Annotated in this window: 22 protein-coding genes and 1 tRNA gene; 8 read left to right on the top strand and 15 right to left on the bottom strand. The window is 60.5% G+C overall.

Annotated features, from left to right (window positions below):
* The first annotated feature begins 1 nt into the window (after position 1).
* The 4 genes from V7756_RS13490 to V7756_RS13475 all read left to right on the top strand — a co-directional run bounded on the left by V7756_RS13490 (position 2) and on the right by V7756_RS13475 (position 4,622).
* A complete protein-coding gene (locus V7756_RS13490) occupies positions 2-964 on the top strand; it encodes a DUF58 domain-containing protein (RefSeq protein ID WP_442909004.1) in 963 nt (320 codons plus the stop codon).
* The gene (locus V7756_RS13485) at positions 961-3,015 is read left to right on the top strand and encodes a transglutaminase TgpA family protein (protein WP_335610705.1); all 2,055 of its coding nucleotides are present in this window, start codon (positions 961-963) and stop codon (positions 3,013-3,015) included. Before V7756_RS13490 ends, V7756_RS13485 begins: the two co-directional genes overlap by 4 nt.
* A 48-nt stretch (positions 3,016-3,063) precedes the next feature.
* Entirely contained in the window at positions 3,064-3,528 is a 465-nt protein-coding gene (locus V7756_RS13480; RefSeq protein WP_335610704.1) for a DUF3429 domain-containing protein, read from the top strand.
* Positions 3,529-3,626: 98 nt separating this feature from the next.
* Entirely contained in the window at positions 3,627-4,622 is a 996-nt protein-coding gene (locus tag V7756_RS13475) for a hypothetical protein (RefSeq protein WP_335610703.1), read from the top strand.
* A 73-nt stretch (positions 4,623-4,695) separates the two neighbouring features.
* On the opposite strand, the gene V7756_RS13470 is transcribed toward V7756_RS13475, so the two are convergent.
* The 6 genes from V7756_RS13470 to V7756_RS13445 form a co-directional block, all read right to left on the bottom strand.
* On the bottom strand, positions 4,696-5,034 hold the full coding sequence (locus tag V7756_RS13470; protein ID WP_335610702.1) for a zinc ribbon domain-containing protein YjdM: 339 nt from the start codon (positions 5,032-5,034) through the stop codon (positions 4,696-4,698).
* Between the two features lie 111 nt (positions 5,035-5,145).
* Complete coding sequence (locus V7756_RS13465) at positions 5,146-6,528, bottom strand: MFS transporter (RefSeq protein WP_335610701.1); 1,383 nt, start codon at positions 6,526-6,528, stop codon at positions 5,146-5,148.
* Between the two features lie 117 nt (positions 6,529-6,645).
* On the bottom strand, positions 6,646-6,948 hold the full coding sequence (locus V7756_RS13460) for a YrhK family protein (protein WP_335610700.1): 303 nt from the start codon (positions 6,946-6,948) through the stop codon (positions 6,646-6,648).
* A 31-nt stretch (positions 6,949-6,979) separates the two neighbouring features.
* Positions 6,980-7,393 (bottom strand): GFA family protein, encoded by a 414-nt coding sequence (locus V7756_RS13455; protein WP_442909000.1) that lies wholly within the window; start codon positions 7,391-7,393, stop codon positions 6,980-6,982.
* Positions 7,390-8,535: a YbaY family lipoprotein gene (locus tag V7756_RS13450; RefSeq protein ID WP_335610699.1), complete on the bottom strand. Its 1,146-nt coding sequence runs from the start codon at positions 8,533-8,535 to the stop codon at positions 7,390-7,392. Before V7756_RS13450 ends, V7756_RS13455 begins: the two co-directional genes overlap by 4 nt.
* Before the next feature lie 83 nt (positions 8,536-8,618).
* Positions 8,619-9,800, bottom strand: a complete 1,182-nt coding sequence (locus tag V7756_RS13445) for a BamA/TamA family outer membrane protein (RefSeq protein ID WP_335610698.1) — start codon at positions 9,798-9,800, stop codon at positions 8,619-8,621.
* 228 nt (positions 9,801-10,028) lie between these two features.
* Here V7756_RS13445 and V7756_RS13440 point away from each other — a divergent pair, with 228 nt between their 5' ends.
* Positions 10,029-10,343 carry an EthD family reductase gene (locus tag V7756_RS13440; protein ID WP_335610697.1) on the top strand — a complete coding sequence of 105 codons (315 nt, stop codon included), beginning with the start codon at positions 10,029-10,031 and terminating at the stop codon, positions 10,341-10,343.
* Positions 10,344-10,412: 69 nt separating this feature from the next.
* Here the strand turns inward: V7756_RS13440 and V7756_RS13435 are convergent, their stop codons facing one another.
* From V7756_RS13435 to V7756_RS13395, 9 genes are all read right to left on the bottom strand, one after another.
* Complete coding sequence (locus V7756_RS13435) at positions 10,413-12,731, bottom strand: fatty acid cis/trans isomerase (RefSeq protein WP_442909003.1); 2,319 nt, start codon at positions 12,729-12,731, stop codon at positions 10,413-10,415.
* A 202-nt stretch (positions 12,732-12,933) separates the two neighbouring features.
* Entirely contained in the window at positions 12,934-13,689 is a 756-nt protein-coding gene (locus V7756_RS13430) for a DUF2238 domain-containing protein (protein WP_335610696.1), read from the bottom strand.
* 14 nt (positions 13,690-13,703) lie between these two features.
* Entirely contained in the window at positions 13,704-14,546 is an 843-nt protein-coding gene (locus V7756_RS13425; protein ID WP_335610695.1) for a DMT family transporter, read from the bottom strand.
* A 93-nt stretch (positions 14,547-14,639) separates the two neighbouring features.
* Positions 14,640-15,047 carry a PaaI family thioesterase gene (locus V7756_RS13420; protein ID WP_335610768.1) on the bottom strand — a complete coding sequence of 136 codons (408 nt, stop codon included), beginning with the start codon at positions 15,045-15,047 and terminating at the stop codon, positions 14,640-14,642.
* A 42-nt stretch (positions 15,048-15,089) separates the two neighbouring features.
* A complete protein-coding gene (locus V7756_RS13415; protein WP_335610694.1) occupies positions 15,090-16,025 on the bottom strand; it encodes a PA2778 family cysteine peptidase in 936 nt (311 codons plus the stop codon).
* Between the two features lie 3 nt (positions 16,026-16,028).
* Positions 16,029-16,424: a PA2779 family protein gene (locus V7756_RS13410; protein WP_442909002.1), complete on the bottom strand. Its 396-nt coding sequence runs from the start codon at positions 16,422-16,424 to the stop codon at positions 16,029-16,031.
* A gap of 220 nt (positions 16,425-16,644) precedes the next feature.
* Positions 16,645-17,928 carry an NAD(P)/FAD-dependent oxidoreductase gene (locus tag V7756_RS13405; RefSeq protein ID WP_335610692.1) on the bottom strand — a complete coding sequence of 428 codons (1,284 nt, stop codon included), beginning with the start codon at positions 17,926-17,928 and terminating at the stop codon, positions 16,645-16,647.
* 104 nt (positions 17,929-18,032) lie between these two features.
* Positions 18,033-19,619, bottom strand: coding sequence for a DHA2 family efflux MFS transporter permease subunit (locus tag V7756_RS13400; protein ID WP_335610691.1), 1,587 nt, complete (start codon positions 19,617-19,619; stop codon positions 18,033-18,035).
* Positions 19,612-20,643, bottom strand: a complete 1,032-nt coding sequence (locus V7756_RS13395; protein WP_335610690.1) for an HlyD family secretion protein — start codon at positions 20,641-20,643, stop codon at positions 19,612-19,614. Before V7756_RS13395 ends, V7756_RS13400 begins: the two co-directional genes overlap by 8 nt.
* A 103-nt stretch (positions 20,644-20,746) precedes the next feature.
* Here V7756_RS13395 and V7756_RS13390 point away from each other — a divergent pair, with 103 nt between their 5' ends.
* The 3 genes from V7756_RS13390 to V7756_RS13380 all read left to right on the top strand — a co-directional run bounded on the left by V7756_RS13390 (position 20,747) and on the right by V7756_RS13380 (position 23,531).
* Complete coding sequence (locus V7756_RS13390; RefSeq protein WP_335610689.1) at positions 20,747-21,649, top strand: LysR family transcriptional regulator; 903 nt, start codon at positions 20,747-20,749, stop codon at positions 21,647-21,649.
* An 81-nt stretch (positions 21,650-21,730) separates the two neighbouring features.
* Positions 21,731-23,206 (top strand): glutamate--tRNA ligase, encoded by a 1,476-nt coding sequence (gltX, locus tag V7756_RS13385; protein ID WP_335610688.1) that lies wholly within the window; start codon positions 21,731-21,733, stop codon positions 23,204-23,206.
* A gap of 249 nt (positions 23,207-23,455) precedes the next feature.
* Positions 23,456-23,531: transfer RNA gene (locus tag V7756_RS13380), tRNA-Ala, on the top strand.
* Positions 23,532-23,647: the final 116 nt, after the last annotated feature.

Below are 23,647 nucleotides of genomic sequence, written 5' to 3'. Positions count from 1 at the left end.
CCTGCGAGCGCGTGGCCGCGCGCTGCATCAGCGTTGGTTGAAACGACGCATTCCGGCGGCGCAGCAGATCAGCCTGGATCACCGGCGCATCTTCATTCTGCCCAGTCGTGCCGGCATGGCCTTTCTGCTCCTGCTGGGCATACTGCTGCTTGGCGCCATCAATTATGAAAACAGCCTGGTGTACGGTCTCACCTTCGTGCTGCTCAGCCTGTTCTGGGTAGCGCTGCATCACAGCTATCGCAATCTGGCTGGTATCAGTTTGCGCGCTACCGGCGGGCGTCCGGTGTTTGCCGGCGAACAGGCGCCGCTTGGGCTGGTGCTGTTGAGCCCCCGGCGCGAGCGTCAGGCGTTGCGTCTGGGTTGGCCGCAGACGTTGGCGCAGCAGCTGGATGTCCCGCGCGATGGCGAGCTTGCTATCACGCTTTACTACCCGACCAGCCAGCGCGGTTGGCTGCAGCCTGAACGCCTGCGCATTGAAACCCGGTTTCCGCTGGGCTGGTTTGTCGCCTGGAGTCTGCTGGATCTGAACTGGCGCGTACTGGTCTACCCGCATCCGATCAAGGCACCGCTGCCACTGCAGTCTGCCGGACCGGGTGAGGATGAACGTGCGCAGGTTCAGCTTACCGAAGGTGTGGATGACTTTCAGGGCTTGCGGCATTATCGCCCCGGCGATTCGCGCCGGCGCCTGGACTGGCGCGCCTATTCGCGCGGGCAGGGCCTGCATAGCAAGGTTTTTGCCGAGCCCCAGCAGCAGAGCCAGTGGCTGGACCTTGAACAGGCGCCGGCAGCGGACCTTGAGCAACGTCTGGGTATGCTGACCGGATGGGTGCTTGAACTCGAAGCGGCGGGTCACCCCTACGGTCTTGCGCTTGGCGGCTTGCGCCTGCAACCGGCGCTGGGTGAAGCACATCGCGATGCCTGCCTGAGCGCACTGGCCTTGCACGGCCTGGACCTGTCGTCATGACTGCCACAGGTTTGATTCCACGCAACAGTCTGGCCTGGCTGCTGACCGCCCAGGTGGTGGTGTTGTTGCCGCATCTGCCGCGCCTGCCCTGGTGGGTGGCGTTGCTTTGGATCGGCTGCGCGCTGTGGCGCGTGCAGATACAGCGCATGCGTTGGCGCTATCCGGGCAGCCTCTTGAAGGCGACAGCGCTGTTGCTGATTCTGTTTGGCGTGTTCGTTACCCAGGGCACGCTGATCGGACTGGATGCCACCGTAATGTTCCTGATCATGCTGTTCATGCTCAAGCTGCTGGAAATGCGCAGCCCGCGTGACGCCCTGGTACTGGTTTACCTGGGTATCTTTGTACTGGCAACCGCCTTTCTGTTCGATCAGGGCATCCCGCTTACGTTATACCAGTGTGGCTCGCTCCTGGTGCTGATTGCCGCTCTGGTGGGGTTGCAGCAGAGTCCGGGCCGCAACGATCCCATGCGCGCCTTGCGTAGCGCTGGGGTCATGCTGCTGCAGGCCATTCCATTGTTGTTGGTATTGTTCATCTTCTTTCCGCGGCTGGAGCCGTTGTGGTCCGTCAACATGCCGGGCGGTAGCGCCAAGACCGGTCTGTCGGAAAACATGTCTCCGGCCGATATCGCCAATCTGGCGCGCTCACCGGAGTTGGCTTTTCGCGCCAGTTTCGAAGGCGAGATTCCGCCACTGCGGACCCTCTACTGGCGTGCGCTGACGTTAAGTCGCTTTGACGGGCGCAGCTGGTCGCAGGATCGCTGGTTGAACAATCTTCCTGCTCCGCCGTTGGACACCAGCGGCGAGGCAATCGAGTATCGGGTGATTGCCGGTGCGAGCGGTCAGCCCTGGGTCTTCAGTCTGCGCGGCGGCACCTCGGAGGATCCTTACCTGCGGCGCAAGCATGACTTCACGCTGCAGTCCATCGCGCCGCTCAACAGCACTTTTGGCTACAGTGCCAGCTCCTACGTGAATGCCGCGCAGCAGCCCGAGGGCCTGAGTGATCTGGAGCGCAAACGCCAGCTCGAACTACCGGAGCAGGGTGACCCGCGCGCGCGCCAATGGGCCACTGAATTGCGCGCGCAACATAGCGATGACGCCGCGCTCGTGCAGGCATTGCTCGGCTACTTCAATCAGCAACCTTTCTATTACACGCTCAATCCCACGCCGCTGGGCCAGCACAGCAATGACGAATTTCTGTTTGATACCCGCCGTGGCTTCTGTGAGCACTATGCCGGCGCCATGACCTTCGTGCTGCGCGCCGCCGGTATTCCTGCCCGTGTCGTGGCGGGCTACCAGGGTGGCGAAGTGAATACCCGGGGCGGCTATGTGCTGGTGCATCAGTTCGACGCCCACGCCTGGGTGGAAGCCTGGTTGCCCGGGCAGGGCTGGGTCTCGCTGGATCCGACTTTTCAGGTCGCGCCGGAGCGTATCGAGCGAGGGCTGGAAGAAGCCGTGCGTGGTGAGGGCAGCTTTCTGGAGGACGCCTACCTCTCGGGCTCACGCTATCGCGGAGTGGGCTGGCTGAATGAGGCGCGCCTGGCATGGGACAACATCAACTATCAATGGCAACTGCGGGTGCTCAATTTCAAGGGTGAGCAGCAGATGGGCTTGTTCCGTCGCTGGCTTGGCACCGCCGACTGGCAACGAATAGGCCTGGTGGTGCTGGCGCTGGCAGGCACCATCATGCTGCTGCAGGCTGCCTGGTGGCTGCGGCCCCAGCGGCAGCAGGGCAGCGCCCAGCAACAGGCCTGGGCGGTACTCGATCGCCGCCTGACGCGCCTGGGTCTGCAGGCTCAGCCCGGAGAGGGCCCGCGCAACTGGCAACAGCGCCTGCGGGCTGCGTTACCGGGCCAGCGCAGCGCCGTTGACGGCTTCTTTGATGAGTTTGTGCGCCAGTCCTATGCCCTTGCCGACAACGCTGAGCCGGCAGAGCAGCAGCGTTTGCGACAGCACCTGCGTGTGCTGCTCGCGGCGTTGCCACGCAAGCGTCCCGCAGCGGCCAGCCAGTTGTTGCACGATAGCCGTTTGTCGCAGGGCGACGAGCCTCTATAATTGCCCCAGCGCCAAGTTGGCGCGTGACAGTCGAACTCTGGAGTAGGCATGCATCCATTCAGCGCAACGCGTCCCCCGAAACTGGCCCTGGGGCTGGGACTGGTCGGGCTGATTCCCTTTGTCAGCGGCGCTCTGGGGCTCTGGGTGACGCCGGAAGCGTGGCGCGAGCGAGTGCTGGAAGAGCTGCTGGCCTACGCGGCCATAGTGTTGGCGTTCATGGGGGCTATCCATTGGGGGCTGGCCATGCGCGCCGACGCGGAAAGCGGCAAGGCGCCGATCCAGCTGGCGCTCTCGGTGGTGCCACCGCTGCTGGGCTGGGTAGGGCTGAGCCTGCCGATCAATCTGGCCCTGCCAATCTTCTTCATAGCCTTCGCCATTTTGTATTTTGCCGACCTGTGGGCGGTCAACCACGGTTTGGCTCCGGTCTGGTACCCGGCACTGCGCAAGCCCCTGAGCATCCTGGTGGTATTGAGCCTCGTGGTAGCCTGGCTGGCGGTCGGGCGTATTCCCTGACCTGGCGCGGCAGCAGCAGGGTTCACCAATTCGGGTGATGGGCGCGCGCCGCCGCGTATGCTCAAGTAGGGCCACACCAACACACCCTGGCCCTCTTTATGGAACACCCTCTGCACAGTATCGATTGCCGCTGGCTGCTGGCATTGTATGCCGTCATACCCGTGTCTATTGTGCTGGTGCTGCTGGATCTGTTGCTGTGGGATGCCTGGCTCGCCAACGAAGTGCTGCCGGGCGATCCCAATGATTGGCCCATCTGGGCGGTGCTTTTTGGCCTGCCGCACATTATTGCCAGCCTGCTGACCATGGCCAACGGCGAATATGTCGCCCATTACCGACGCACTCTGTTGCCGCCGTTCTGTCTGTTTCTGCTGATTGCCATCGCCGGTCATTTTGGACCGCAGCCGGTCAGCTACAACCTGTTGTTCGTGTTCCTTGCCTTTTACACCATTTATCACGTGCTGGCGCAGCAACTGGGGTTGACCCTCATGATGCTGGGTACGCGTCCGGACCGACTGTACAAATGCTGGAAATGGTTGGCCATCCTCGCCGGCTTTGCCATCTACATCAATGTGTATGGCATGCGTTTTCTCGGCCACTGGGAGCTGGCTGGCGTCAGTGGTTATCAGTTGATGTCGGCGCTGGGGTCGGGACTCTGTGCGGCCGTTGTGGTGCTTTCGTGGCGTCTGGCGCGGCGAGCCGAACCGGGAATTGGCCGCTGGTATCTGTGGGCCAACGCCGCGATGCTGGTGTCGGCGCTCGTCATCAACGAGGCAGGTTATACCCTGTTCGTGATACTGATTCCGCGGGTGATTCATGACCTCACAGCCTATAGCGTGTACATCACCCATGATCGCAATCGCAACCGTTCGGGCTCTGGCAGCCTGTGCTATCGCCTGACGCATACCAGCGCCTGGTCACCCTTTGTGGTATTGCCGCTGAGCTCGCTGCTGATCGCCTACGCGCTGACCAGCTACCAGCATTTTCCCTGGGTGAATATCGTCATCCTGACTCTGTCGTTCCTGCACTATTACTACGAAGGCTTCATCTGGCGGGGGCCCAACCCGCACCGGCAGTACGTGGCCTTCAAGCATTAGAGGGGAGTGCTCCGGCGTGCCGGAGAGCAAGCCGGGAGGCCAATGGGGAGTGGCGGGGCCGCCCGGCAGAAACTTAGGACTTCTTGACGAACTCCGACTTCAACTTCATCGGGCCGATACCCTCGATTTTGCAATCGATGTCGTGATCGCCGTCCACCAGACGAATGTTCTTCACCTTGGTTCCGACCTTCACCACCAGGGAGGAGCCTTTGACCTTGAGGTCCTTGATGACGGTGACGGAATCGCCGTCGGCAAGCGGATTGCCGTTGGCATCCTTAATACCGCTGCCGCTCTCCTGAGCAGCTTCCGCCTGTTGTGGCCATTCATGGGCGCATTCCGGGCAAACGAACATGAGGCCGTCTGCATAGGTGAAGGCGGAGTCGCAGTTGGGGCAGTGGGGCAGTTCGCTCATCGGTTACCTTGCGGGTCATGACCCTGCGTTATGCAGGGTTTTTCAGCCGCGCATAATGCCGCAAGCCGGACTGGTTGTCCATGCGCCGGCTTTACCGAAAATGGCAAAACGCTAGAGTGCAACCGCTGTCGCTGCGGGTTGGCGCAACTGATAGCGGCTATAGGTGCCGGCCGACGCAAAGGCAAATATGCCGGCAGTCAGACTGAGCAGTGCGAGGCTATCGACCTGCGCGCTGCTCACCGAGCTGGGGCTTGCCTGTAGCGGAAAGCCAATCAGATCCAGACCCACCCCGGCCACTAGATAACCGGCCGCCGCTGCCATCTTGCCGGTGAACGAGATGGCGCTGAAGAAAAAGCCCTCCTGCTGCAAGCCGCTTTCGTCAGCGTGCTGCTGGGCGACATCCGCCATCATGGAAGCGCCGGAAATCATCGCCAGACCGGAAGCGGCGCCACCCACAAACAACAGTAGCAGGATCAGCGGTACGAAGAGGGCGCTCTCGGCCCCGGGGAATATTCCCATCAGTTCAAGGACGACCGCGATATTGCCGGCCAGCGCGGCAATCAGTGCCGCGCCCACGATGGTCGGTTTCTTGTCGAAGCGCAGGTGCAGCGGCCGGGCCAGGAGAATACCCGCCGGCCAACCCAGGAGGACACCAGCGCCGAGCAGGGCGATGCTGTTGCTGGTCAACCCCCAGAAATACACGTTCAAGTGCATGTTCAGGGTCTGGGTGATGCCGATGGAAATGGCTACCAGCAGGGTCCCAAGAAAGAGCGCGCGAAAAGACGCGTTGCGCCAGATAGCTGCCAGGTTCTGACGCAGCGATATTCTGGGTAGCTGAGGGTCGCGCGGCACGGGCAAGGCTTTCCGCCCGCGCGTGCCAAGGGTGCACACTAGAATGCTCACCGCCATCAGTACGGCGCCACTCAATGCCACCAGCGGGTAGCCCGCCGGGTTCAGTAACCCGTTCTCGAATGCTGCAGTTTCGGGAAAGAACAGCGGCACACCCAGCAGCACAACCATAGCGGCGCCGCTGACGCCGCAGAAACCGCGCCACGCGGCTACCGAGGTACGCTCGTGATAATCGGTGGTCAGTTCCGCGCCCAGCCCAAGGTAGGGGACGTAGTAGAGCGTGATGGCGCCGCGCACCAGGACGGCAAAGCCAGTGAGCCAGAGGAACAGCCCCATCTGGCCGAGGCCCGCAGGCGGGGTAAACAGCAAATACCAGGCGAGTCCCAGCGGTAACGCCGCGGCGAGCATGAAGGGATGCCTGCGGCCAAAACGTGAGCGGCTGCTATCGGATATATGCCCGGCCAGTGGATCGGTCACGGCATCGAATATCAGCGCAATCATCACCGCCACACCGGCCAGCGAGCCCGATAGGCCGAGCACCTGGGTAAAAAAGAAAAACAGGAAGATATTGAAGCCGGTGCCCTTGATGGATTCGGCTATCTGGCCCAGCCCGTAGGCGAATTTGGTGGTGCGACTCAATGCCATATGACTCACCTGTATTGTTGTTTTTCTGGTGCAGTGCTGATGCTGGCAAGTATTGTTCAGCGGCTCTGTGCGTACAAGTGTTCACTCGGGGAAATCATTGCAATTCATAACCGCAGTTCAGTTTTCCCAGTTGCTGGCGCTACTGTCTGAAGAGCCTCTGCGGCGCTGCAGATGCATGTGGCTGACCAGACGAATACTCGGCCGTATGAGGAACTGGGCGCTGCCAATAATGAAAAAATAGATGGCGGGCTTTTCGTACTGCGGGAACAGAAAGAGCAGGCTGCCGAGCAGAAACCAGATAGCGATGAAAAAGTCGTTGATGATACTCAGCACTTCGTAGCGACGACGTATTACCAGTTGCTCATCTCCCAGGGGAAGGGTCAAGGGGTTTTCCTGGCGTTTGCTGCGGTCTTGCGTCATGCATTACCTCGCTGGATTGGTAGGTCGCTTTTCATCGCGTTGGCGGGGGCGGGGCGCCTTCCGGGTATTGCGGCAGCTGGTCGTTGATCCGCCACCAGTTGGCAGCCGAGGCGGTGTAAGCGTGGAATCCTGGACGGACAGCAAGATCCTGGTCCAGGCTGCCGGCACGTAGCCGGATAGTCCCCGGATCGCTCAACCTGTGACTGTACAAGGGTGAGCCGCAATGACTGCAGAACACCCGTGCCTTTCCCGGCGAAGAGGCATACTCCTTGAGCAGATCAGCGCCCTGAAGCAGTTCGAACTGCGCTCGCGGCACCGGGATGTTGCTGACAAAGGGCGTGCCCTGCGCCTTGCGGCATTGTTGACAGTGACACAGCTGAATGGGTTCGAGTTCCCCACTGATGCGATACTGCACCCCACCGCACAGACAGCCGCCGCTTATCACGGCTGTATCTCGCTGGCGGGCTCGGCGGCGCGCGCCTTGATCGTGCGGTTGTCGCTGGTCATCAGCAGCAGCGCGCCGGTTTCGTCCAGATCGAAGCGGGTTACATCGCCGAGCACGTCAAAGAAGTGATCATCCTGAGCCATCAAAGCAGGGGCGCAGGCTTTCTGCGTGGCGGCGATGGCCTGAGTGCTGAGGCCTTCGCCGGTCAGTTGGAAGCTGGTGCTGTACTGGTTGCAGGCGGCGCGGCCGCCGAGCAGGCCGTCGTTGGTAAAATTCAGACTCATCTGGGTATTGTCTACCACGCCCTTGCGGTCCACATCTTCGACAATCCACTCGCGACCGGTCAACAGAGACTGCGCTGCGCCGCCGCAGCCGTTCAGGGTGTCGCCGTTGACCTTGACCTCTACCCTGTAGGGGTAGGGCATGCCGGTCATGCTGTCGCGGCATAGCTGGGGCGTCACATCGACAATCACCGAATTGGCTTCGGTACTGGCATTCAGGCGATAGCGCTCGCCTTCGCGGGTGGTGGTCGGTGTGGGCGTCAGGATGGTCGTGGGGTCGTTCTGTCGGCTGAGGCTCATGCGCTCGCTGTCGATTTTCAGCGTCCAGCCCGGCTCATTTCCGCGTGCCGCTATGGGCAGAAAAGCCGCCACGTCGACGATCTCGGCATTCTCGGCTATGGCACCGGTGACCTTGATCATCATCAGGGTACCCAGGTCTACCCTGGGTTGCGTCACGTCGATCAGGTTGGCGCTGTCGGTGGTCCACAACAGTTGTCCTTCGGCGCTACGAATCTGCGCCGACACCGAATAGTTCAGGCGCAAATCAAACATCGCTGGCTCGACCTTGAGCGCGAAGGGAATGGGCACCGATTTGCCGAACAGGGTGGTGTTCTGTTCGGCCAGTACCGTTGCCTCGGCGTCGGCACGCGACACGTCGCTCAACTTGATATGCGCTACGCTGCCCGGCGGCAGGGCGATGCGCTCGCGATAGCTGAGGCTGCCGGTTACCTGCTCGGTAGCCGGGGCGGCGCGCTCTTGCTGTGCGTCGTTGGCGTCCGGGTGCTGGGGCGCGGTCGTGCAGCCGGCCGTGAAAAGGCTTGCGATACCCGTCAGCATGAGTAGTACGGAGGTTGATTGCATGCGGCGCTCCCTTTGATCATCTGGCCGTATCTACCAGCCATGTCCATTGCTGCCGATGAGTGTAACCCAAAGTTCGGCCTGGATTACCAGGTCGAGCCGGCCTGAATGTACACGGCAGTCTCCTCCGGCCCCCGGGCCAGATCGATACCCATATTGAAGCCGTAGCGCGCGGCAACCATATAGCGAAAACCGCCGCCCACGCTGTTTGCGGCCTCGGCATCGTCAAGGTCACCAAACTGCTCGGCGGCGCGGCCGGCCCCAGCAAAGGTTTTCAGCCGCCAGCGTGGGCTGATCTTCCAGGTCAGTTCGGCTTCGGCCACTGCCACGGCATTGCCCTGATAGCGGGCTGCGGGAATCCCGCGCAGATCGATGGAGGGCGCAATATAGGCAGGCAACAGGGTATTGTCGTCCACCGAGATGCCGTCGTATTGCAGGCGCAGGCCCAGGTCCCAGGTTGGGCTCAGATTCCAGTAGTTGGTACCTTTGAGCTGGAAGCTGGCGTAATCGTAATCGCTGCCAATGGCCTTGTCGTAAATCAGATATCGGAACTTGTAGTTGTAACCTTGTTGCGGGTCGAGCGGGGTGTCCAGCGAGTCGAACTCGGCGGTAATGCCCAGGCCTGAGGTGACTGTACTCTCGCCGAGGTAGTCATCCAGATAGCCGTTGATACGGTCTGCCAATGCCGGATTGGGCAGTTCTATGTTGTCGGTGAGAGTCAGCTTTACATTACGATAAACCTGTTTCGCGCCGATCAGCCAGTGGCTGTCTGCGACGCGCATCTGCAGTTCCTGGATGACGGCAGGACCCTTGATATTGAAGCCTATGGGTCGGTTGATGGGTATGCCGGCAAGGGAGTAGAAATCGATGTTGAAATCCGAGAACGCCAGAAAGCCCTTGTAACGGACGCTGTCGTCCAGCCAATAACCAAGGTGGCCAAGACCGTAGCCGCGGCTGCCGTTGGAGGTGAAGGCCAGGCCGCCGATGGTGATGTTTTCTGGTACCAGGCTGCCATCGGAGCCCTCGGTCTTCTGCTCTTCCGACTCCTGAAAGAAGACCAGTCCCAAGGCCAGGCCTGTCCCGACCGCGGGCTCGGTAATGATTTTCGGCACGGGTATGAAGGGCAGGGACCAGCGATCAATAAAACTGCCGGTATCGACCTCGGCGTCATCCGGCGCCGAAGAGTAATCGTGGTACAGCGATGCTGCAGCCGGCGTGGTGGTCAGCGACAAGCAAAGGGCCGCCAGGGTAGATAACGAAAACCGCATTCAGGCTCCTTGAACCAGCACCGATGGTTGCCATGCCAGCCTGCAAAATTGGCCGGCGCCACTACAGCATAGCCTGCCTATCGGCTTGTGGTGTAAAGCGGCAGCGCGCTGGCGCTACTGGCGCGATATTCGTCTGATTAATTCGCTATGGCTATTGGTGGCAGGGGTGCAAACTGAGTTTTTGTAGCGGCGGCAGATGAGCATACAGACAACCAAAGGAGCCCTCGGATGATCAAAGTCAGTGTGTTGTACCCCAATGTGGCAGGCAATGAATTTGACCACGATTACTATCGTGAGCAGCACATGCCGATGGTCAAGCGGCTGCTGGGAGATGCGTGCCTGTCTTTTGCTGTGGATCGAGGTCTGGCCGGTGGCGCCCCGGGTGCTCCCGCTGCTTTTGTGGCGATGGGGCATCTCTTTTTCGAGTCGGTGGATAGCTTCCGGACGGCCTTTGGTCCGCACGCCGCAACGATCCAGGCGGATGTTGCCAATTACACCAATATCGCCCCCGAGCTGCTGGTCAGCGAGGTAGTGAAAGCCTAGCCTTGGCCAACTTGCAACGCAGGCGGTGCTCGCCAGCCGCAAAAAGAGCGGCGGCGGGCATCGCGGGGCTTACAGATTCAGATAGCGATTGACGTCAAGGATGCCGGCTTGATCCGGTGCGACTTCGGCGGCGCTGCGCTGAAAGTCGGCCATGATGTTCCAGAACTCGGGATGGGTACGGCGCACGCCCCAGCGCTCTGCCAGGGAGTGCAGGCCTTGCTGGTCGTGAACTGCCGTCAGGGTTTCGATAAACTCGGGCAGTGCTTGCAGCCCGACATCAAAACTGAAGTTCGGATAACTACCGAGTGTGCCCTCCATGAGCGTCAGTGTGTCTTCTTCGGGCAGCAACCGCGCTTCTTCGCCGAACATGAACGCCACGCTGGAATGTGCGCGGTTGTGCACCAGTGTGTAAACCCAGCGCTGGTCGCCGTCGGTAACACGCAGGAAGGTGACCTCGGGCATCAAGGGTATTACCGGCAAACTCCTGCCATCGGCGCGGGAAAGCGGGCGCAGCGCAGCTTCGAGTTGCTGTTGCGCGCTGCTGACGGCTGGTCGATTGCAGTTCTCCTGCGAGCATCGGTTCAGGCTGTCGGCCGGCCCGCTGACCCGAGCGGTACGATCCATCAACAACTCACTGAAGCGCTGCATCACGGCCCGGTTGCTCTCGGCTCCCTGGTAATCCATGGCGGCGGGCGTGGTGGTATCCAGCCCGGTGTAGGTCAGTGCGTGTTTGATTTTGGCGCTGCCCTGGTACCAATGCGCATACAGGGATTCACGTTGATTGGCGGGTACGTAGCGCAGCATGTTGTGCTCGGCGCCATTGCGGATCAGGTCGAAATACAGCCGCGTCTGACCCTGATGGGAGACGCTGCCGAAAACATTGAAGTTGGCCACCAGTTCGTAGTAGGTGCGCTCCAGCAAGGGGTAATCCATCACCCAGATGGTACGCGGCACGCGGCCGTGCAGCCCGCGGCGCACCGAGGCGCTGTCGTGATGGCGGAAGATGGTCAGCAGGGCGTCCTGGTTCCAGTTGTCGCCGTCCCAGAGCTCATCCAGGGTGGCGCCCTGCGGTTTGCGTTTGGCGTAGTAGTGTCGACGCAGATCCAGGTACTTGTTGCGCTGCTCGTTGTATTCGATCCATTCCGGCCCGAGCGCCAGAAGATCACTCTTCTGACCGGGCAAGCCGAGCAATGGCGAAGTCTTCAGACGGTACTCGAGGTCATTGACGTAGGCCTCCTGCTCGGGATCTTCGAATACCGTCCAGAACTGGTCGCGGATCACGTCTGTGGCAATCTGGCCACGACACACAGGTCCGCGAATGAAGGTGCGCACGAAGTATTCAGCATCGTCGAGCAGAAACTGATAGCGCGCCTTGGCCGGAATCGCCGAGAAGGTGATGAAGGGGTTGGCACGCTCGGCGTAGCTGTACCCGGGCAGCGATCTCAGCTCCCAGGAGGACTCTAAGAAGAGGGACTGAAAGCGCTGCAGGCGAGTATCGCCCAGCTCGTAAGTGATGTGGGTCTTCTCCACGATGCTTTGCCGCATAGGCTGCAGCCGGTAGAAGAACGGCTGCTCGGGGTCATCGTTCGGGCGCACGGTGCGCAGTGGCTGCACCGGTTGCCCTGGTGGCGTGCTGGAGCGCACCAGCGAATAGAATTGGCGTTGGCCGCTGTCAGGAAAGTGCAGGTGAGCAGTAAACAGATGCTCGAACAGGTAGCGCGCTACCAATTGCTCGCGCATACCGCTCTGGTTGAGGAAGCTCTCCCAACGCGCAAGCATCTGCTGTTCGGCCTTGTTGGGCGTATAGGTCTGCGGCTGGACCACAGCGCCTTCGCTGATCCATTGGCTGACTCGGGCAAACTCCTCGTCGGTCAGGCCGGTGGCGCCGTAGGGCATGCCGCCGTGGGGAAAGTCATCAGCGTAGTCGGCGAATTGGTCATTGGTGGGACAACTGTTGCTGCGTGTAACGCCCAGGGTGACCTCATCCGGCAAGCGACTATTGGCTGGCAGTGGATTGGCGCGTGACAGCTGCAGCATCTTGTACAGCACTGATGCATCCAGCCCGCCAAGTTGGCCGTCTTCAGCCCCATGCAGTACCGAGAAAAACCCCTTTTCTCGCCACCCGGCAGTAGAGTCGGCATCGATCCCGAGCCGGGTTGGGGCCATGTCTTCCAGGCGGGAGCCGTCATACACCGGCAGTTTGGTAGCGCCCCGCTCAAGCCCCTCCGCGCTGGTCAGCTTGAGTTGGCAGGGGGCATCGTAGCAGCCGTGGCAGGCCATGCATTTGTGTTCGAATATCGGACGGATATCGCGTTGATAATCGTAGCTCTGTACCGCTGCGGCTATCGGCTGTTCAACGGGGTACTGTGGAATATTGGTGCAGGCGATGAACAAGCCGGCAATGACCAACAACAGGAGTACGATTTTCACCCTGGACATTCCCGGAATGAGCGCCATGTAGATTCCTTCAAACTATCTGGTCTGTCTGCCGTAATGCTCAAAGCGCTGCGACATCGCTGAACGGCAGCGCGCAGTGGCGCTGTTTCCGCAGCGGATATTACCACTTTGCATCCAGCAGGGCAGCCTGAGATCAGCGCTTGTGCTGTTCTGGCGCCTCGCTGTGGCGCAGTTGCTGCAAGCGCTCAAGCTCGTCTTCTCCCAGCGGGCGCTGGCGCTTGACGCGCAGGCTGTTGCGCCATTCGCTGCGAAAATCAGGATTAACCCGCAGGTTGATCAGCAGCACTATGCACAAGGTGGCAAAAGCACCGACAGTGGCCAGCAGCATGTCTTTATGGGCATCCCAGATGTCGCCCTGAGTGCCCAGATAGGCTACGCCCAGATCGCCGCCAAACAGGCTGGCGGCGCCCCATTCAAACAGCTCGTAAAGCATTGAGGCGGCCATCGCCAGCTCGAGTGGAAAAAAGTAACCCCAGAAGCCACGCGCATTGGCCACCCGGCAGTAGAGTTCACGGATCGGATAAACCAGCAGTGCGCCGAACAGAAAGTGCAGCACCCGGTCAAAATTATTGCGCTCCCAGCCCAGAAGTTCGTTCAGGCTGACACCGAATACACGGGTCACCCAGGCGTCATAAGGCACCTCGGAGTAGGTGTAATGCGCGCCGATTTCGTGCAGGCAGAGGAACAGGAAGATCAGCGTGTAGGACAGGCGTGAGAGCGGGAAGGCGCGGTAGCTGAGTCCCAGGGTCACAACGAACGCCAATACCAGCAGATTCTCCAGCGCCCAGTCACTGCGGTCATGCGGGCTGACGGCCAGCACGGCAAAGAGTAGCGAGAACAAAGCGGCAAGAATCAGCAGGTAACGCAGGTGGACATATTTCGCAGTCATTGACTATCGGCTTCTCAGGCTGGCTTGCGGTTATTGAGAACGACCAGGGCGATGCCGCCAAGAATGCTGGCGCAGGCAATCAGCAGCGGCAGGGTCAGAGCTTCGTTCAGCAGCACAATACCACCGATGGCGGTAATCACCGGCACACTCAACTGCACCGTGGCGGCAGCGCTGGTCGCCAGTAACGGCAAAGCCGCGTACCAGAGGGCATAACCTACCCCGGAGGCCAGCGCGCCGGACAGTAGCGCATAGAGTACACCGGGTTGATCGAATGAACGCGAGGGCCAGAGTAATAGGCAGAACAGCGCCGCGAAGGGCAGCGCGCGGATGAAGTTGCCCGCGGTAACGCGCGTCGGATCGCCGGCGCCGCGACCACGCACTGAATACACCGCCCAGGCCACCCCGGCGGCGAGCATCCATAGCGCCGCCTCCAGTGATGGCGCTGACAGTCCGGGCAACAGCAGCACCACCAGACCAATGATCGCCAGCGCCACACCGAGACATTGCAACGGCCCAAGCCGCTCACCACGGGCCAGGCCGTAACCGATCATGCTGGTCTGAACCGCGCCAAACAGCAGTAGTGCCCCGGTAGCGGCAGACAGCTGCACGTAGGCGAGCGAGAAGGCGGCGGCATAGGCAAAGAGTGCCAGTGCAGACCACCAGTTGCCCGCCCCGGCGTCACCACCCCGACGCAGCCGGATGATCAGCCACAGGGTAATCGCCCCGGCCGTCAGGCGAACGGCGGTGAAGCTGGCGGGGTCGATTTCGGTTTCCTTGAGTGCCAGGCGGCAGAGGATCGAATTGCCGGCAAAGGCCAGCATGGCAAGCAGGGTCAGGCTGAAGGCGCGCAGTGACACGGGCTATTCCTTGTTGAATTCGGCCTGGCTATCGCAGCCCAAGCGGGGCGGGCTGGCAATACGACGTTCGACAGCTTGCCCAGGTACCGCCGGTCAAAGGGGCAATGCATAGGTGCCGGTTACATGCGCAACCAGCTCATCCGGCTGGCCCGCACTATAGAGACCAACCTCGCACACGGCTTGTCTGCGCGTCATCCTCAGCAGCGTTGCTTTTGCCATTAGATCAACGGGTTGCGGGCGAGAGAGGAAGTTGATATTGAGGTTCGAGGTGACGGCCATCTCGGCCGGTCCAAGCTTGCCGAGAATCAAGGCGTACATGGCCGCATCGCCCAGCGCCATCAACGTAGGTCCCGACAATGTGCCGCCGGGGCGAATCAGCCGGCTGTGGAAGGGTATCCGCGCGAGGCTGTGCTGCTCGCTGACTTCCTCAATGCGCAGATCAAGGTCGTCGGCCTGCGGCACACCCTGGCGAATCAGCTGTTGGACCTGTTGCGCACTCAGCATGCCGAACGGCTCCTGTGATGGCGAAAGAAGCCGTCATCATCAGGGGCAGACCGGCAGGGGGCAAGCGGCATTCTGGTCATTCTCGGCACCGGTGCGGCTGCGCTGCTCGAAGCACTGCTGCGCTACCTTGGCTGCCTGCGGGCAGCCCATTTCATTCAAACCGGTGATCAGATTGTTCCAGCCTGCGTCCAGATTCGGGAATTGGCGAGTCAGTTCGCTGAAGTGGGCGACGGCGACGCTCCTGTCGTCCTGTTGCCAGGCTACATTGCCCAGTCCCAGTCGCGCTGCAGGCTCCCCCGGCCAACGGATCAGCGCGGTCTGATAAGCGCTTTTGGCGCTATCGAGCTTGTCGGTCTGCTCCAGATCACTGGCGGCGCGCAGGTAGGGCAGAGGCTCGGCAGTGGCAGGTAGTCGGTCGGCGGGCATGATCACTCGAGCCCAGTTCTCGGCCCGGTCCCAGGTGCGCAGAAACAGCTTGAAGGGTTCGCGCTGGGCTTCTTGCAGGCCGCTGTGCAGGATCAACTCCTGCGCGTTCAGGTCGTAGCCAACCACCACGGCGTAATGCCACTGCGGGAACCAGCTCAGGCCCAGGTTCTGCATGACCAGTACGGCGTTGCCGGCGTCGACCTCGCTGAGTATGGCCTGCAGCTCAGGTTCCAGCGGGTAGACAAGCATGCCCTGATCGCGGGCGGCGGCGACCATCTCGACCTGCAGACTGCCTTTGCGCTCGGGAATGTACACGCGCTCCTTGAGCGCCTCGGGTGTTATGTCTAGGTGCCGCTGGTTGAGCATCATGGCCAAGGCAGCGGGGCCGCATTGGTACTCATCCTGGGCGAAAAAGGGGACGTCGCCGAGCAGTTGCTGAGAGTGCAGATCAGGCGGTAATTGCGCGGTTTTGGGAAGAGTCTGAGTGCCGGCACAGGCTGACAGCAGTGCTGTCAGCCCGAGCGCGACGAGGACGCGAAAAGCGCGCATCCGTTAGCGGTTGATGCAGTGGATGAAGCTGAAGATGTCGGTTGCGCAGAGCATATCGGTGATGATGAAAATCACCAGAAACAGCACTATTACACCCACTACGCCAGCACCAGCGGGCGCTTCATCAAGCTGGGTGTTGAAGTAGGCCAGCTCATCGGCGGTCAGGCTGTCGATCCGCTGATCAACCTGATCTGGCGATACACCCATGCTGGCGAGTTTGTCCTGCACTGCCTGATCTTGCAGCATGCCTTTCAACTCAGCTCGGTCGACGCTCAGCTGTTGCTGGGCGATGACTTCGTCAGTGCCAACCATGGCAGCCTGAGCCTGGATACTGACCAGCGAGGTGAGCATGAACAGGGCGGCGAAAACAATGGACAGGTAACGCTTGCTGGATTGCATGAAAGTCATTGGAGTTACTCCTCATTCTTGGTCTTGGCTTCCTTGCTTGGAAGCTTTGCGCGCAGGCTGGTGCCTGCAAGTGCCATGCAGGGCATGGGTCACCCCTGATCAGACTGAAAAATTGCGGCGCGGTTCCGAGCTGCAGCACGCGTTGTGATCAACTTCACTGAAATCGCGGCACGGGTGCCGGGTTATCGGTGCTGCGGCCGCGGGCGCGCATTCAGAATCCCAGTTTGTCGCGCATCTGGTAATACCAGGCGCCCATGGCGGTGAAAGGCACGCGGAACAGGCGGCCGCCGGGGAAAGGATAGTGCGGCAGGCTGGCAAAGGCGTCAAAGCGTTCTGCCTGGCCGCGCAAGGCCTCTGCCAGGATCTTGCCGGCCAGGTGGGTGTAAGTCACACCGTGGCCGCTGCACCCCTGCGAGTAATAAATGTTGTCGCCAATTCGACCTACCTGGGGCAGGCGTGACAGCGTAAGCAGGAAGTTGCCGGTCCAGGCGTAATCGATCTTCACGTCCTTTAGCTGCGGGAAGGTCTTGATCAGATTGGGCCGCACCAGGGCTTCCACGTCGGCCGGATCGCGGGCGCCATAGACCACACCACCGCCAAAGATCATGCGCTTGTCGCCGGACAGGCGATAGTAATCCAGCAGGTAGGCGCAGTCCTCCACACAATAGTCTTGCGGCAATAGTGACTGTGCCAGTTCTTCGCTCAGGGGTTCGGTGGTGATCACCTGGGTGCCACAGGGCATGGACTTGGCGGCCAACTGCGGCAGCAGGTTGCCGAGGTAGGCGTTGCCGGCGACGACCACATAATTGGCGACTACCTGGCCTTGATCGGTGTGCACCACCGGCTTGGCCCCCTGATCGATGCGGGTCACTCTGGAGTGCTCATGAATGACGCCGCCCAATGATTCGACCGCAGCCGCTTCACCCAGGACCAGATTAAGCGGGTGAATGTGGCCACCGCTCATGTCGAGCATCCCGCCCACGTACAGCTCGGTATTGACCACTTCACGAATACGCTGCTCGTCGAGCATTTCCAGCTGGGTGTGGCCGTAGCGCTCCCAGAGTTTCTTCTGGGCTTCGAGATGGCCCATCTGCTTGTCGTTGAAGGCAGCGAATACGCCGCCGTCCTTCAGGTCGCACTGGATGTTGTATTTGGCCACCCGCTCACGAATGATGCGGCCGCCCTCAAAGGCCATCTCGCCCATCAGTCGCGCCTGCTTGGCGCCAGCGGTGCGCTCGATCACATCGATATCGCGGCTGTAACTGTTGACGATCTGCCCGCCATTGCGGCCCGAGGCGCCAAAGCCTACCTTGACTGCCTCCAGTACCGTGACCTTGAAACCTTGCTCAAGCAGAAACAGCGCGGTCGAGATGCCGGTATAGCCAGCGCCAATCACGCACACATCGGTTTCATGGCGACCCTGCAACGATGGCCTTGCCGGAGCTGCATTGGCGGAGGCGGCGTAATAAGAGGTGGTGTGCTGGGCTTCGGCCATGATGTACCTGCTGACAATGAGTTGTTGAAAATATTTTACATTTCCGGCCGATGCTACCCGCTGGAAGGGACTATTTCCAGAGGGTGCTCAAAAAAAATTACAGGTCAGGGGTGGGTTGCTTCGATGTTGGCATCTGCTGCATGCGCGGGCTTGGCCGCAGCAGGTTTGGGAATGGCGCGGGTCAAGAGTACGAACACCATGGAACAAGCCAGCATGATGGCAATCAGGTGGAAGGCGTCATTGAAAGCCATGATGCTGGCCTGCTGGTGCACCTGGTTGCTGAGCAATTGAAAAGCACTCTGCTCGTTGCCCAGCTGTGCGGTTAGCAGCTCCATGCGCTCGGTGAATGCCGGGTTACCCGGTGTGACGCTTGCGCGCAGTATTTCGTAATAGTGCTTGGCCCGGCTGTCGAGAATGGTAGCTAACGCGGCAATGCCGATGGCGCCGCCCAGGTTGCGCAGAATGTTGTACAGGCTGGAGGCGGAGCCGGCCTGCGAGGGCGGAATCATCGCGGTGGCGAGAATCGACATGGGCACCAGCACCATCGGCTGGCCAAAGGCACGGAAAATCTGGATGGCAATAAACTGATCGCCGGCAAAGTCGAGATTCAGGCTGCCGCTGAAGAAACTGGCGAAAGCAAACAGGAAAAAGCCGGCGGCGCAGATCAGCCGGGCGTCGACGAACTTCATCAGAATCGGCACCAGGGGAATTATCAGCAGTTGCGGAAAACCCATCCACATGATCACCTGGCCAATCTGCAGAGCGTTGTACTGCTGAATCTGCGCCAGATACACCGGCAACACGAATACTGTGCCGTACAACCCCACGCCCAGGCCGATGTTAGCCAAGCTGCCGAACAGGAAGTTACGCTCTTTAAGCAATCGCAGGTTCACCAGAGGGTTCGGCCGCGATAATTGCAGAATGATAAAGCAGACCAGGCTGACAAAGGAGATAACCGCCAAAGTAACCATGCTGCTGGATTCGAACCAGTCCTCGCGGTGACCCTCTTCCAGAAAAACCTGCAGACAGCCCAGGCCAGCGGCCATGGTGGCGATTCCCCAGTAGTCGCCCTGGCGCAGCAACTCCCAGCGCGGCGCTGCTTTATCCAGGCCGTACATCAAGCCGCTGGCCATCAGAATGCCGGGCACGATATTGATGTAGAAAATGTATTCCCAGCCAAAGTTTTCGGTCAGCCAGCCGCCTATGGTGGGCCCGATGGAAGGTGCAAAGGTAGCAGTGATGGCGAACATGGCCATGCCTTTGGGGCGCGATGCAGGCGGCAGTTTGGTCAGAATCAGGGTGAAGGCAAAGGGGATCAGCGCGCCCCCGGCCAGGCCTTGCAAAGCGCGAAACACGATCATGCTTTCCAGGTTCCAGGCCATGGAACAGAGCAGTGAGGCAATCACGAACAGGGTCGAGATGGCGACCGCAAAACGCCGTGGCGAGAAGATCGTGGTCAGCCAGGCAGCGAGCGGAATGATGATGATCTCGGCCACCAGATAGGAGGTGGAAATCCACGAGCCTTCCTCGATTGTAGCCGAGAGCGCGCCCTGAATATCCTTCAGCGAAGAGTTGATGATCTGAATATCCAGGATCGCCATGAAGGCGCCCAGAATCGCACTCAGCAGAGCAATCCAGTCGCGCCTGCCGGGTGGCGGGATCTCCTGCTCGGGAATCGCGGCCTCAGCCACGCAGATCAACCTTTACGTGCACGGACATGCCGGGGCGAATGCGCTCACTCAACGGGTGCTCGGCGTCGATTACCAGTTTCACCGGAATACGCTGAACCACCTTGGTGAAATTGCCCGTGGCGTTGTCTGGCGGCAGCAGGCTGAACTGCGCGCCGGAGGCCGGGAACAGGCTCTGGATCTGACCCGGCACCACGTCGTCGGGGAAGGCATCGAACACCAGCTCGGCGCTCTGGCCTTCGTGCATCGCCTGAATCTGGGTTTCCTTGAAGTTGGCCTTGATCCACAGCTGGTTGTGGGGTACTACCGCCATCAGGTGACTGCCGGGTTGTACGTTCTGGCCGACGCGGGCGGTGCGCTGGCCGACAAGGCCGGCCAGCGGTGCACGTATCTCGGTGCGCTCCAATGCCAGCTCGGCCTGACTGATGTCGGCTTCGGCGGCCTGGATCTGTGCTTTCAAGCGTTCGATATCCGCGTAGAGCGTGTCTTTGACCAGTCTTTGCGTTTGTACGTCGGCCTCGGCCTTTTTTACCTGTGCCTTGGCGACTTCCAGTTGCGCGCGGAAGTTGCTCAGCTGTTCTTCCGAGGCGTAGCCGGATTGACGCAAGGGTGTGATGCGCTTGATGTCCAGCTCGATGCGCCGTTGTTCGGCCTGGGTCGCCAGCAGGCTGGCTTCGGCAGCGAGGATCAGGCTGTCCTGCTGGGTCAGTTTAGAGCGTGCCTGTTGTTGTTCGGCACTGCGGGTGGCCAGGTTGGCGCGCGCGTGGGCCAAAGCCACGTCAAAATCGCGCGAGTCCAGGCGTACCAATGGATCGCCCGCCTGCACCAGTTGATTGTCATCCACCAGCACCTCGGTTACCTGCGCCGCCAACTGGCTGGAAATCAGGGTGATGTCCCCCTGGACGTAGGCGTTGTCCGTCTCTTCGTAATGGCGACCGACCAACCACCACTGGGCTGCAGCGGCGACACCGACCAGGGCGCAAAGCAGTAGAAAGGCAAACAGGCGTAGGCGAACGCGGGCAGACATGAACTTCCCCAATTTTTGTTATCGACGCACTCTAACACTGTTCCGCCTGACGCCAGAGGCGCTAGAATCTGGAAACTTTGTTGCAATACGGGAACAGTAACCGATGGGATTGGATGATGCGCTGATTTTTACCCGGGTGGTGGAGTGCCATAGCTTTACCAGCGCGGCGGCAACGTTGAGTATGCAGAAGTCCACGGTGAGCCGGCGCATCGCTCAACTGGAAGAGCGCCTTGGCGTGCGACTGCTTAACCGCACTACCCGCAAGCTGCGTTTGACAGAAGTGGGGCAAGCGTACTACGAGCGCTGTCGGCAGATCATGCAGGAATTTGCCGAAGCCGAGCAGGCCATCATGCAGTTGCAGCGCGAACCTACCGGGCTGCTGCGGGTCAGCTCACCGATCGAGTTCGGTCAGTTGTTTTTGGGTGGCGTGGTGGGCGAGTTCATGCGCCGTTATCCGGCGATTCAAGTGGAAGTGGAGCTCACCACGCGTACCGTGGATCCGGTGGAAGAGGGGGTGGATATTGTCGTGCATCTGGGTCGGCCCCAGGACTCCAGCCTGGTCGCGCGTCCACTGATGTCCAGCCCGCGGCAGTTGTATGCCAGCCCAGAGTATGTGGCCAAATACGGCATGCCCAAGCTGGCGGAAGAGCTGAGCCAGCATCGCTGTATCCATGCGCTGGTCGATGGCAGCCGAAAATGGCACTTTGTTCAGCCCCATCTGAGTGTGCCCATCAACCCGGTACTGGTAGTCAACAATATCACCTTCGCCCGTGAGGCCGCGCTGGCCAGTGCCGGCATCATCAATGTCCCGGCGTTTATCGCTGAGCCCTATGTGGCCGATGGCACTCTGGTGCGCGTGCTGGAAGGCGTGACCCTGCCTTCGAGCGAGCTGTATGCGCTCTATCCGTCGCGTCGCTTCCAGGCGATGAAGGTAAAGGCTTTCATCGATTTCGTGATCGAGAACCTGGAAGCGCGTCAGGATGTGCAAGTCGAGGTCGAGGCCTGATAAAATCGCTCGCCATGCAACGACCGTAACCCCCTTACTGCCACGCCGAGCGCTTGCTCGGCAGTCTGACTGAGAGACCCCATGACTGTTCGTACTCGTATCGCCCCCTCGCCAACCGGCGATCCGCATGTGGGCACCGCCTATATCGCCCTGTTCAATCAGTGTTTTGCCCGCCAGCATGGCGGTCAGTTCATCCTGCGAATCGAAGACACTGACCAGGTGCGCTCCAGTGCCGAGTCAGAGCAGCAGATTCTCGATTCGCTGCGCTGGCTGGGGCTGGAATGGGATGAAGGCCCGGATGTGGGTGGCCCCCACGGCCCTTACCGCCAGAGCGAGCGCAGCGCCATCTATCACCAGCACAGCGAAAAGCTGATCAGCGCCGGTCATGCTTTCCGCTGCTTCTGCAGCAGTGAGCGGCTGGATGCTCTGCGCGCCGAACAAATGGCCAACAAACAGACGCCCGGCTACGACGGTCACTGCCTGCACCTTGATGCCGATGACGTCGCCAAGCGCGTGGCAGCGGGCGAGTCCCACGTGGTGCGCATGAAAGTGCCGAGCGAAGGCATCTGCCAGGTGCAGGACATGCTGCGCGGCGAGATCGAGATCCCCTGGGAGCAGGTCGATATGCAGGTGCTGATGAAGGCAGACGGTCTGCCTACCTATCACCTGGCCAACGTGGTCGACGATCATCTGATGGGCATCACCCACGTGCTACGTGGTGAGGAGTGGATCAATTCCGCACCCAAGCACATTCTGCTGTATCAGTACTTCGGTTGGGACATGCCACAGCTGTGCCACATGCCGCTGCTGCGTAACCCCGACAAGAGCAAACTGTCCAAGCGCAAGAACCCGACCAGCATTACCTTCTACGAGCGCATGGGCTATCTGCCTGAAGCGCTGCTCAACTACCTGGGGCGCATGGGCTGGTCGATGCCGGATGAGCGTGAAAAATTCACCCTCGGTGAAATGGTTGAGCACTTCGACATCCAGCGGGTGTCCCTCGGCGGCCCGATCTTTGATGTGGAGAAGCTGTCTTGGCTCAACGGCCAGTGGATTCGCGAGCTGTCGGAGGATGACTTTGCCGCCGCGGTGCAGACCTGGGCGCTGAACCCCACTTACCTCAAGCCAATGATCAGCCTGGCGCAGAGTCGGGTTGAAACCTTCAGCGATCTGCCGGACCTGCTGGGCTTTTTCATGGCGGGCAAGGTGAACCCTGCGCCCGAGCTGTTCGAGCACAAGAAGCTGTCTGCCGACGAGGTGCGCAAGGTCATGCAGCTGCTGCTGTGGAAACTCGAAGCGCTGCGCGACTGGAACAAGGACGGGATCATGGCGACCATCAACGCCGTGGCCGCCAGCCAGGAGCTGAAGCTGCGCGACCTGATGCCGCTGCTCTTCCCGGCTATCACTGGTCAGGCCAGTTCGGTCTCTGTGCTCGATGCGATGGCGCACCTGGGGCCGGACCTGACCCGCTTCCGCCTGCGCCAGGCGCTGGAGTTGCTGGGCGGCACCTCGAAGAAAGAGAACAAGGCCTGGCAGAAGGAACTGGAGGCTATCTAGCCTCCAGCGGCAAGCGGCAAGCGGCAAGCTCCAAGCTCCAAGCTCCAAGCTCCAAGCTCCAAGCTCCAAGCAAAGGCAAAGGCAAAGGCAAAGACAAAGGCAAAGGCAAGACCGGGCCGCTGCCGTGCGGTGGCTCAGCGCTGCTTGTCGCTTGCAGCTTGAAGCTTGCCGCTGTTAAGTCGCTGTTTTACGTAAAATTCTGTTGACAGGGCGGGGCGTCGATCTTAATATGCGCCCCGTCATAGCGACGGGGCTATAGCTCAGCTGGGAGAGCGCCTGCATGGCATGCAGGAGGTCAGCGGTTCGATCCCGCTTAGCTCCACCAAGTTTTTTGGTCGACGTTCGCGTCGGCCTGTTTTATCACTGCTAAACAGATTCCAGCCTGTTCAGAGAAGGGATTGCGTCCCCTTCGTCTAGTGGCCTAGGACACCGCCCTTTCAC

This window comes from Halopseudomonas sp., from assembly GCF_036961105.1.
Taxonomy (GTDB): Bacteria; Pseudomonadota; Gammaproteobacteria; order Pseudomonadales; family Pseudomonadaceae; genus Halopseudomonas.
Note: the sequence above shows the minus strand (reverse complement) of the source record. Positions and strands in the feature narration are given on the sequence as shown.

What these genes read in the sequence shown, in the direction of transcription:
- V7756_RS13460 (WP_335610700.1), bottom strand. Translation starts at nt 6,948, where the DNA reads ATGACGCAAGACCGCAGCAAACGCCAGGAAAACCCCTTGACCCTTCCC.
- V7756_RS13405 (WP_335610692.1), bottom strand. Translation starts at nt 17,928, where the DNA reads ATGGCCGAAGCCCAGCACACCACCTCTTATTACGCCGCCTCCGCCAAT.
- V7756_RS13480 (WP_335610704.1), top strand. Translation starts at nt 3,064, where the DNA reads ATGCATCCATTCAGCGCAACGCGTCCCCCGAAACTGGCCCTGGGGCTG.
- V7756_RS13395 (WP_335610690.1), bottom strand. Translation starts at nt 20,643, where the DNA reads ATGTCTGCCCGCGTTCGCCTACGCCTGTTTGCCTTTCTACTGCTTTGC.
- V7756_RS13430 (WP_335610696.1), bottom strand. Translation starts at nt 13,689, where the DNA reads ATGACTGCGAAATATGTCCACCTGCGTTACCTGCTGATTCTTGCCGCT.
- V7756_RS13485 (WP_335610705.1), top strand. Translation starts at nt 961, where the DNA reads ATGACTGCCACAGGTTTGATTCCACGCAACAGTCTGGCCTGGCTGCTG.
- V7756_RS13475 (WP_335610703.1), top strand. Translation starts at nt 3,627, where the DNA reads ATGGAACACCCTCTGCACAGTATCGATTGCCGCTGGCTGCTGGCATTG.
- V7756_RS13390 (WP_335610689.1), top strand. Translation starts at nt 20,747, where the DNA reads ATGGGATTGGATGATGCGCTGATTTTTACCCGGGTGGTGGAGTGCCAT.
- V7756_RS13415 (WP_335610694.1), bottom strand. Translation starts at nt 16,025, where the DNA reads ATGCGCGCTTTTCGCGTCCTCGTCGCGCTCGGGCTGACAGCACTGCTG.
- V7756_RS13440 (WP_335610697.1), top strand. Translation starts at nt 10,029, where the DNA reads ATGATCAAAGTCAGTGTGTTGTACCCCAATGTGGCAGGCAATGAATTT.
- V7756_RS13410 (WP_442909002.1), bottom strand. Translation starts at nt 16,424, where the DNA reads ATGCAATCCAGCAAGCGTTACCTGTCCATTGTTTTCGCCGCCCTGTTC.
- V7756_RS13465 (WP_335610701.1), bottom strand. Translation starts at nt 6,528, where the DNA reads ATGGCATTGAGTCGCACCACCAAATTCGCCTACGGGCTGGGCCAGATA.
- gltX (WP_335610688.1), top strand. Translation starts at nt 21,731, where the DNA reads ATGACTGTTCGTACTCGTATCGCCCCCTCGCCAACCGGCGATCCGCAT.
- V7756_RS13450 (WP_335610699.1), bottom strand. Translation starts at nt 8,535, where the DNA reads ATGCAATCAACCTCCGTACTACTCATGCTGACGGGTATCGCAAGCCTT.
- V7756_RS13470 (WP_335610702.1), bottom strand. Translation starts at nt 5,034, where the DNA reads ATGAGCGAACTGCCCCACTGCCCCAACTGCGACTCCGCCTTCACCTAT.
- V7756_RS13445 (WP_335610698.1), bottom strand. Translation starts at nt 9,800, where the DNA reads ATGCGGTTTTCGTTATCTACCCTGGCGGCCCTTTGCTTGTCGCTGACC.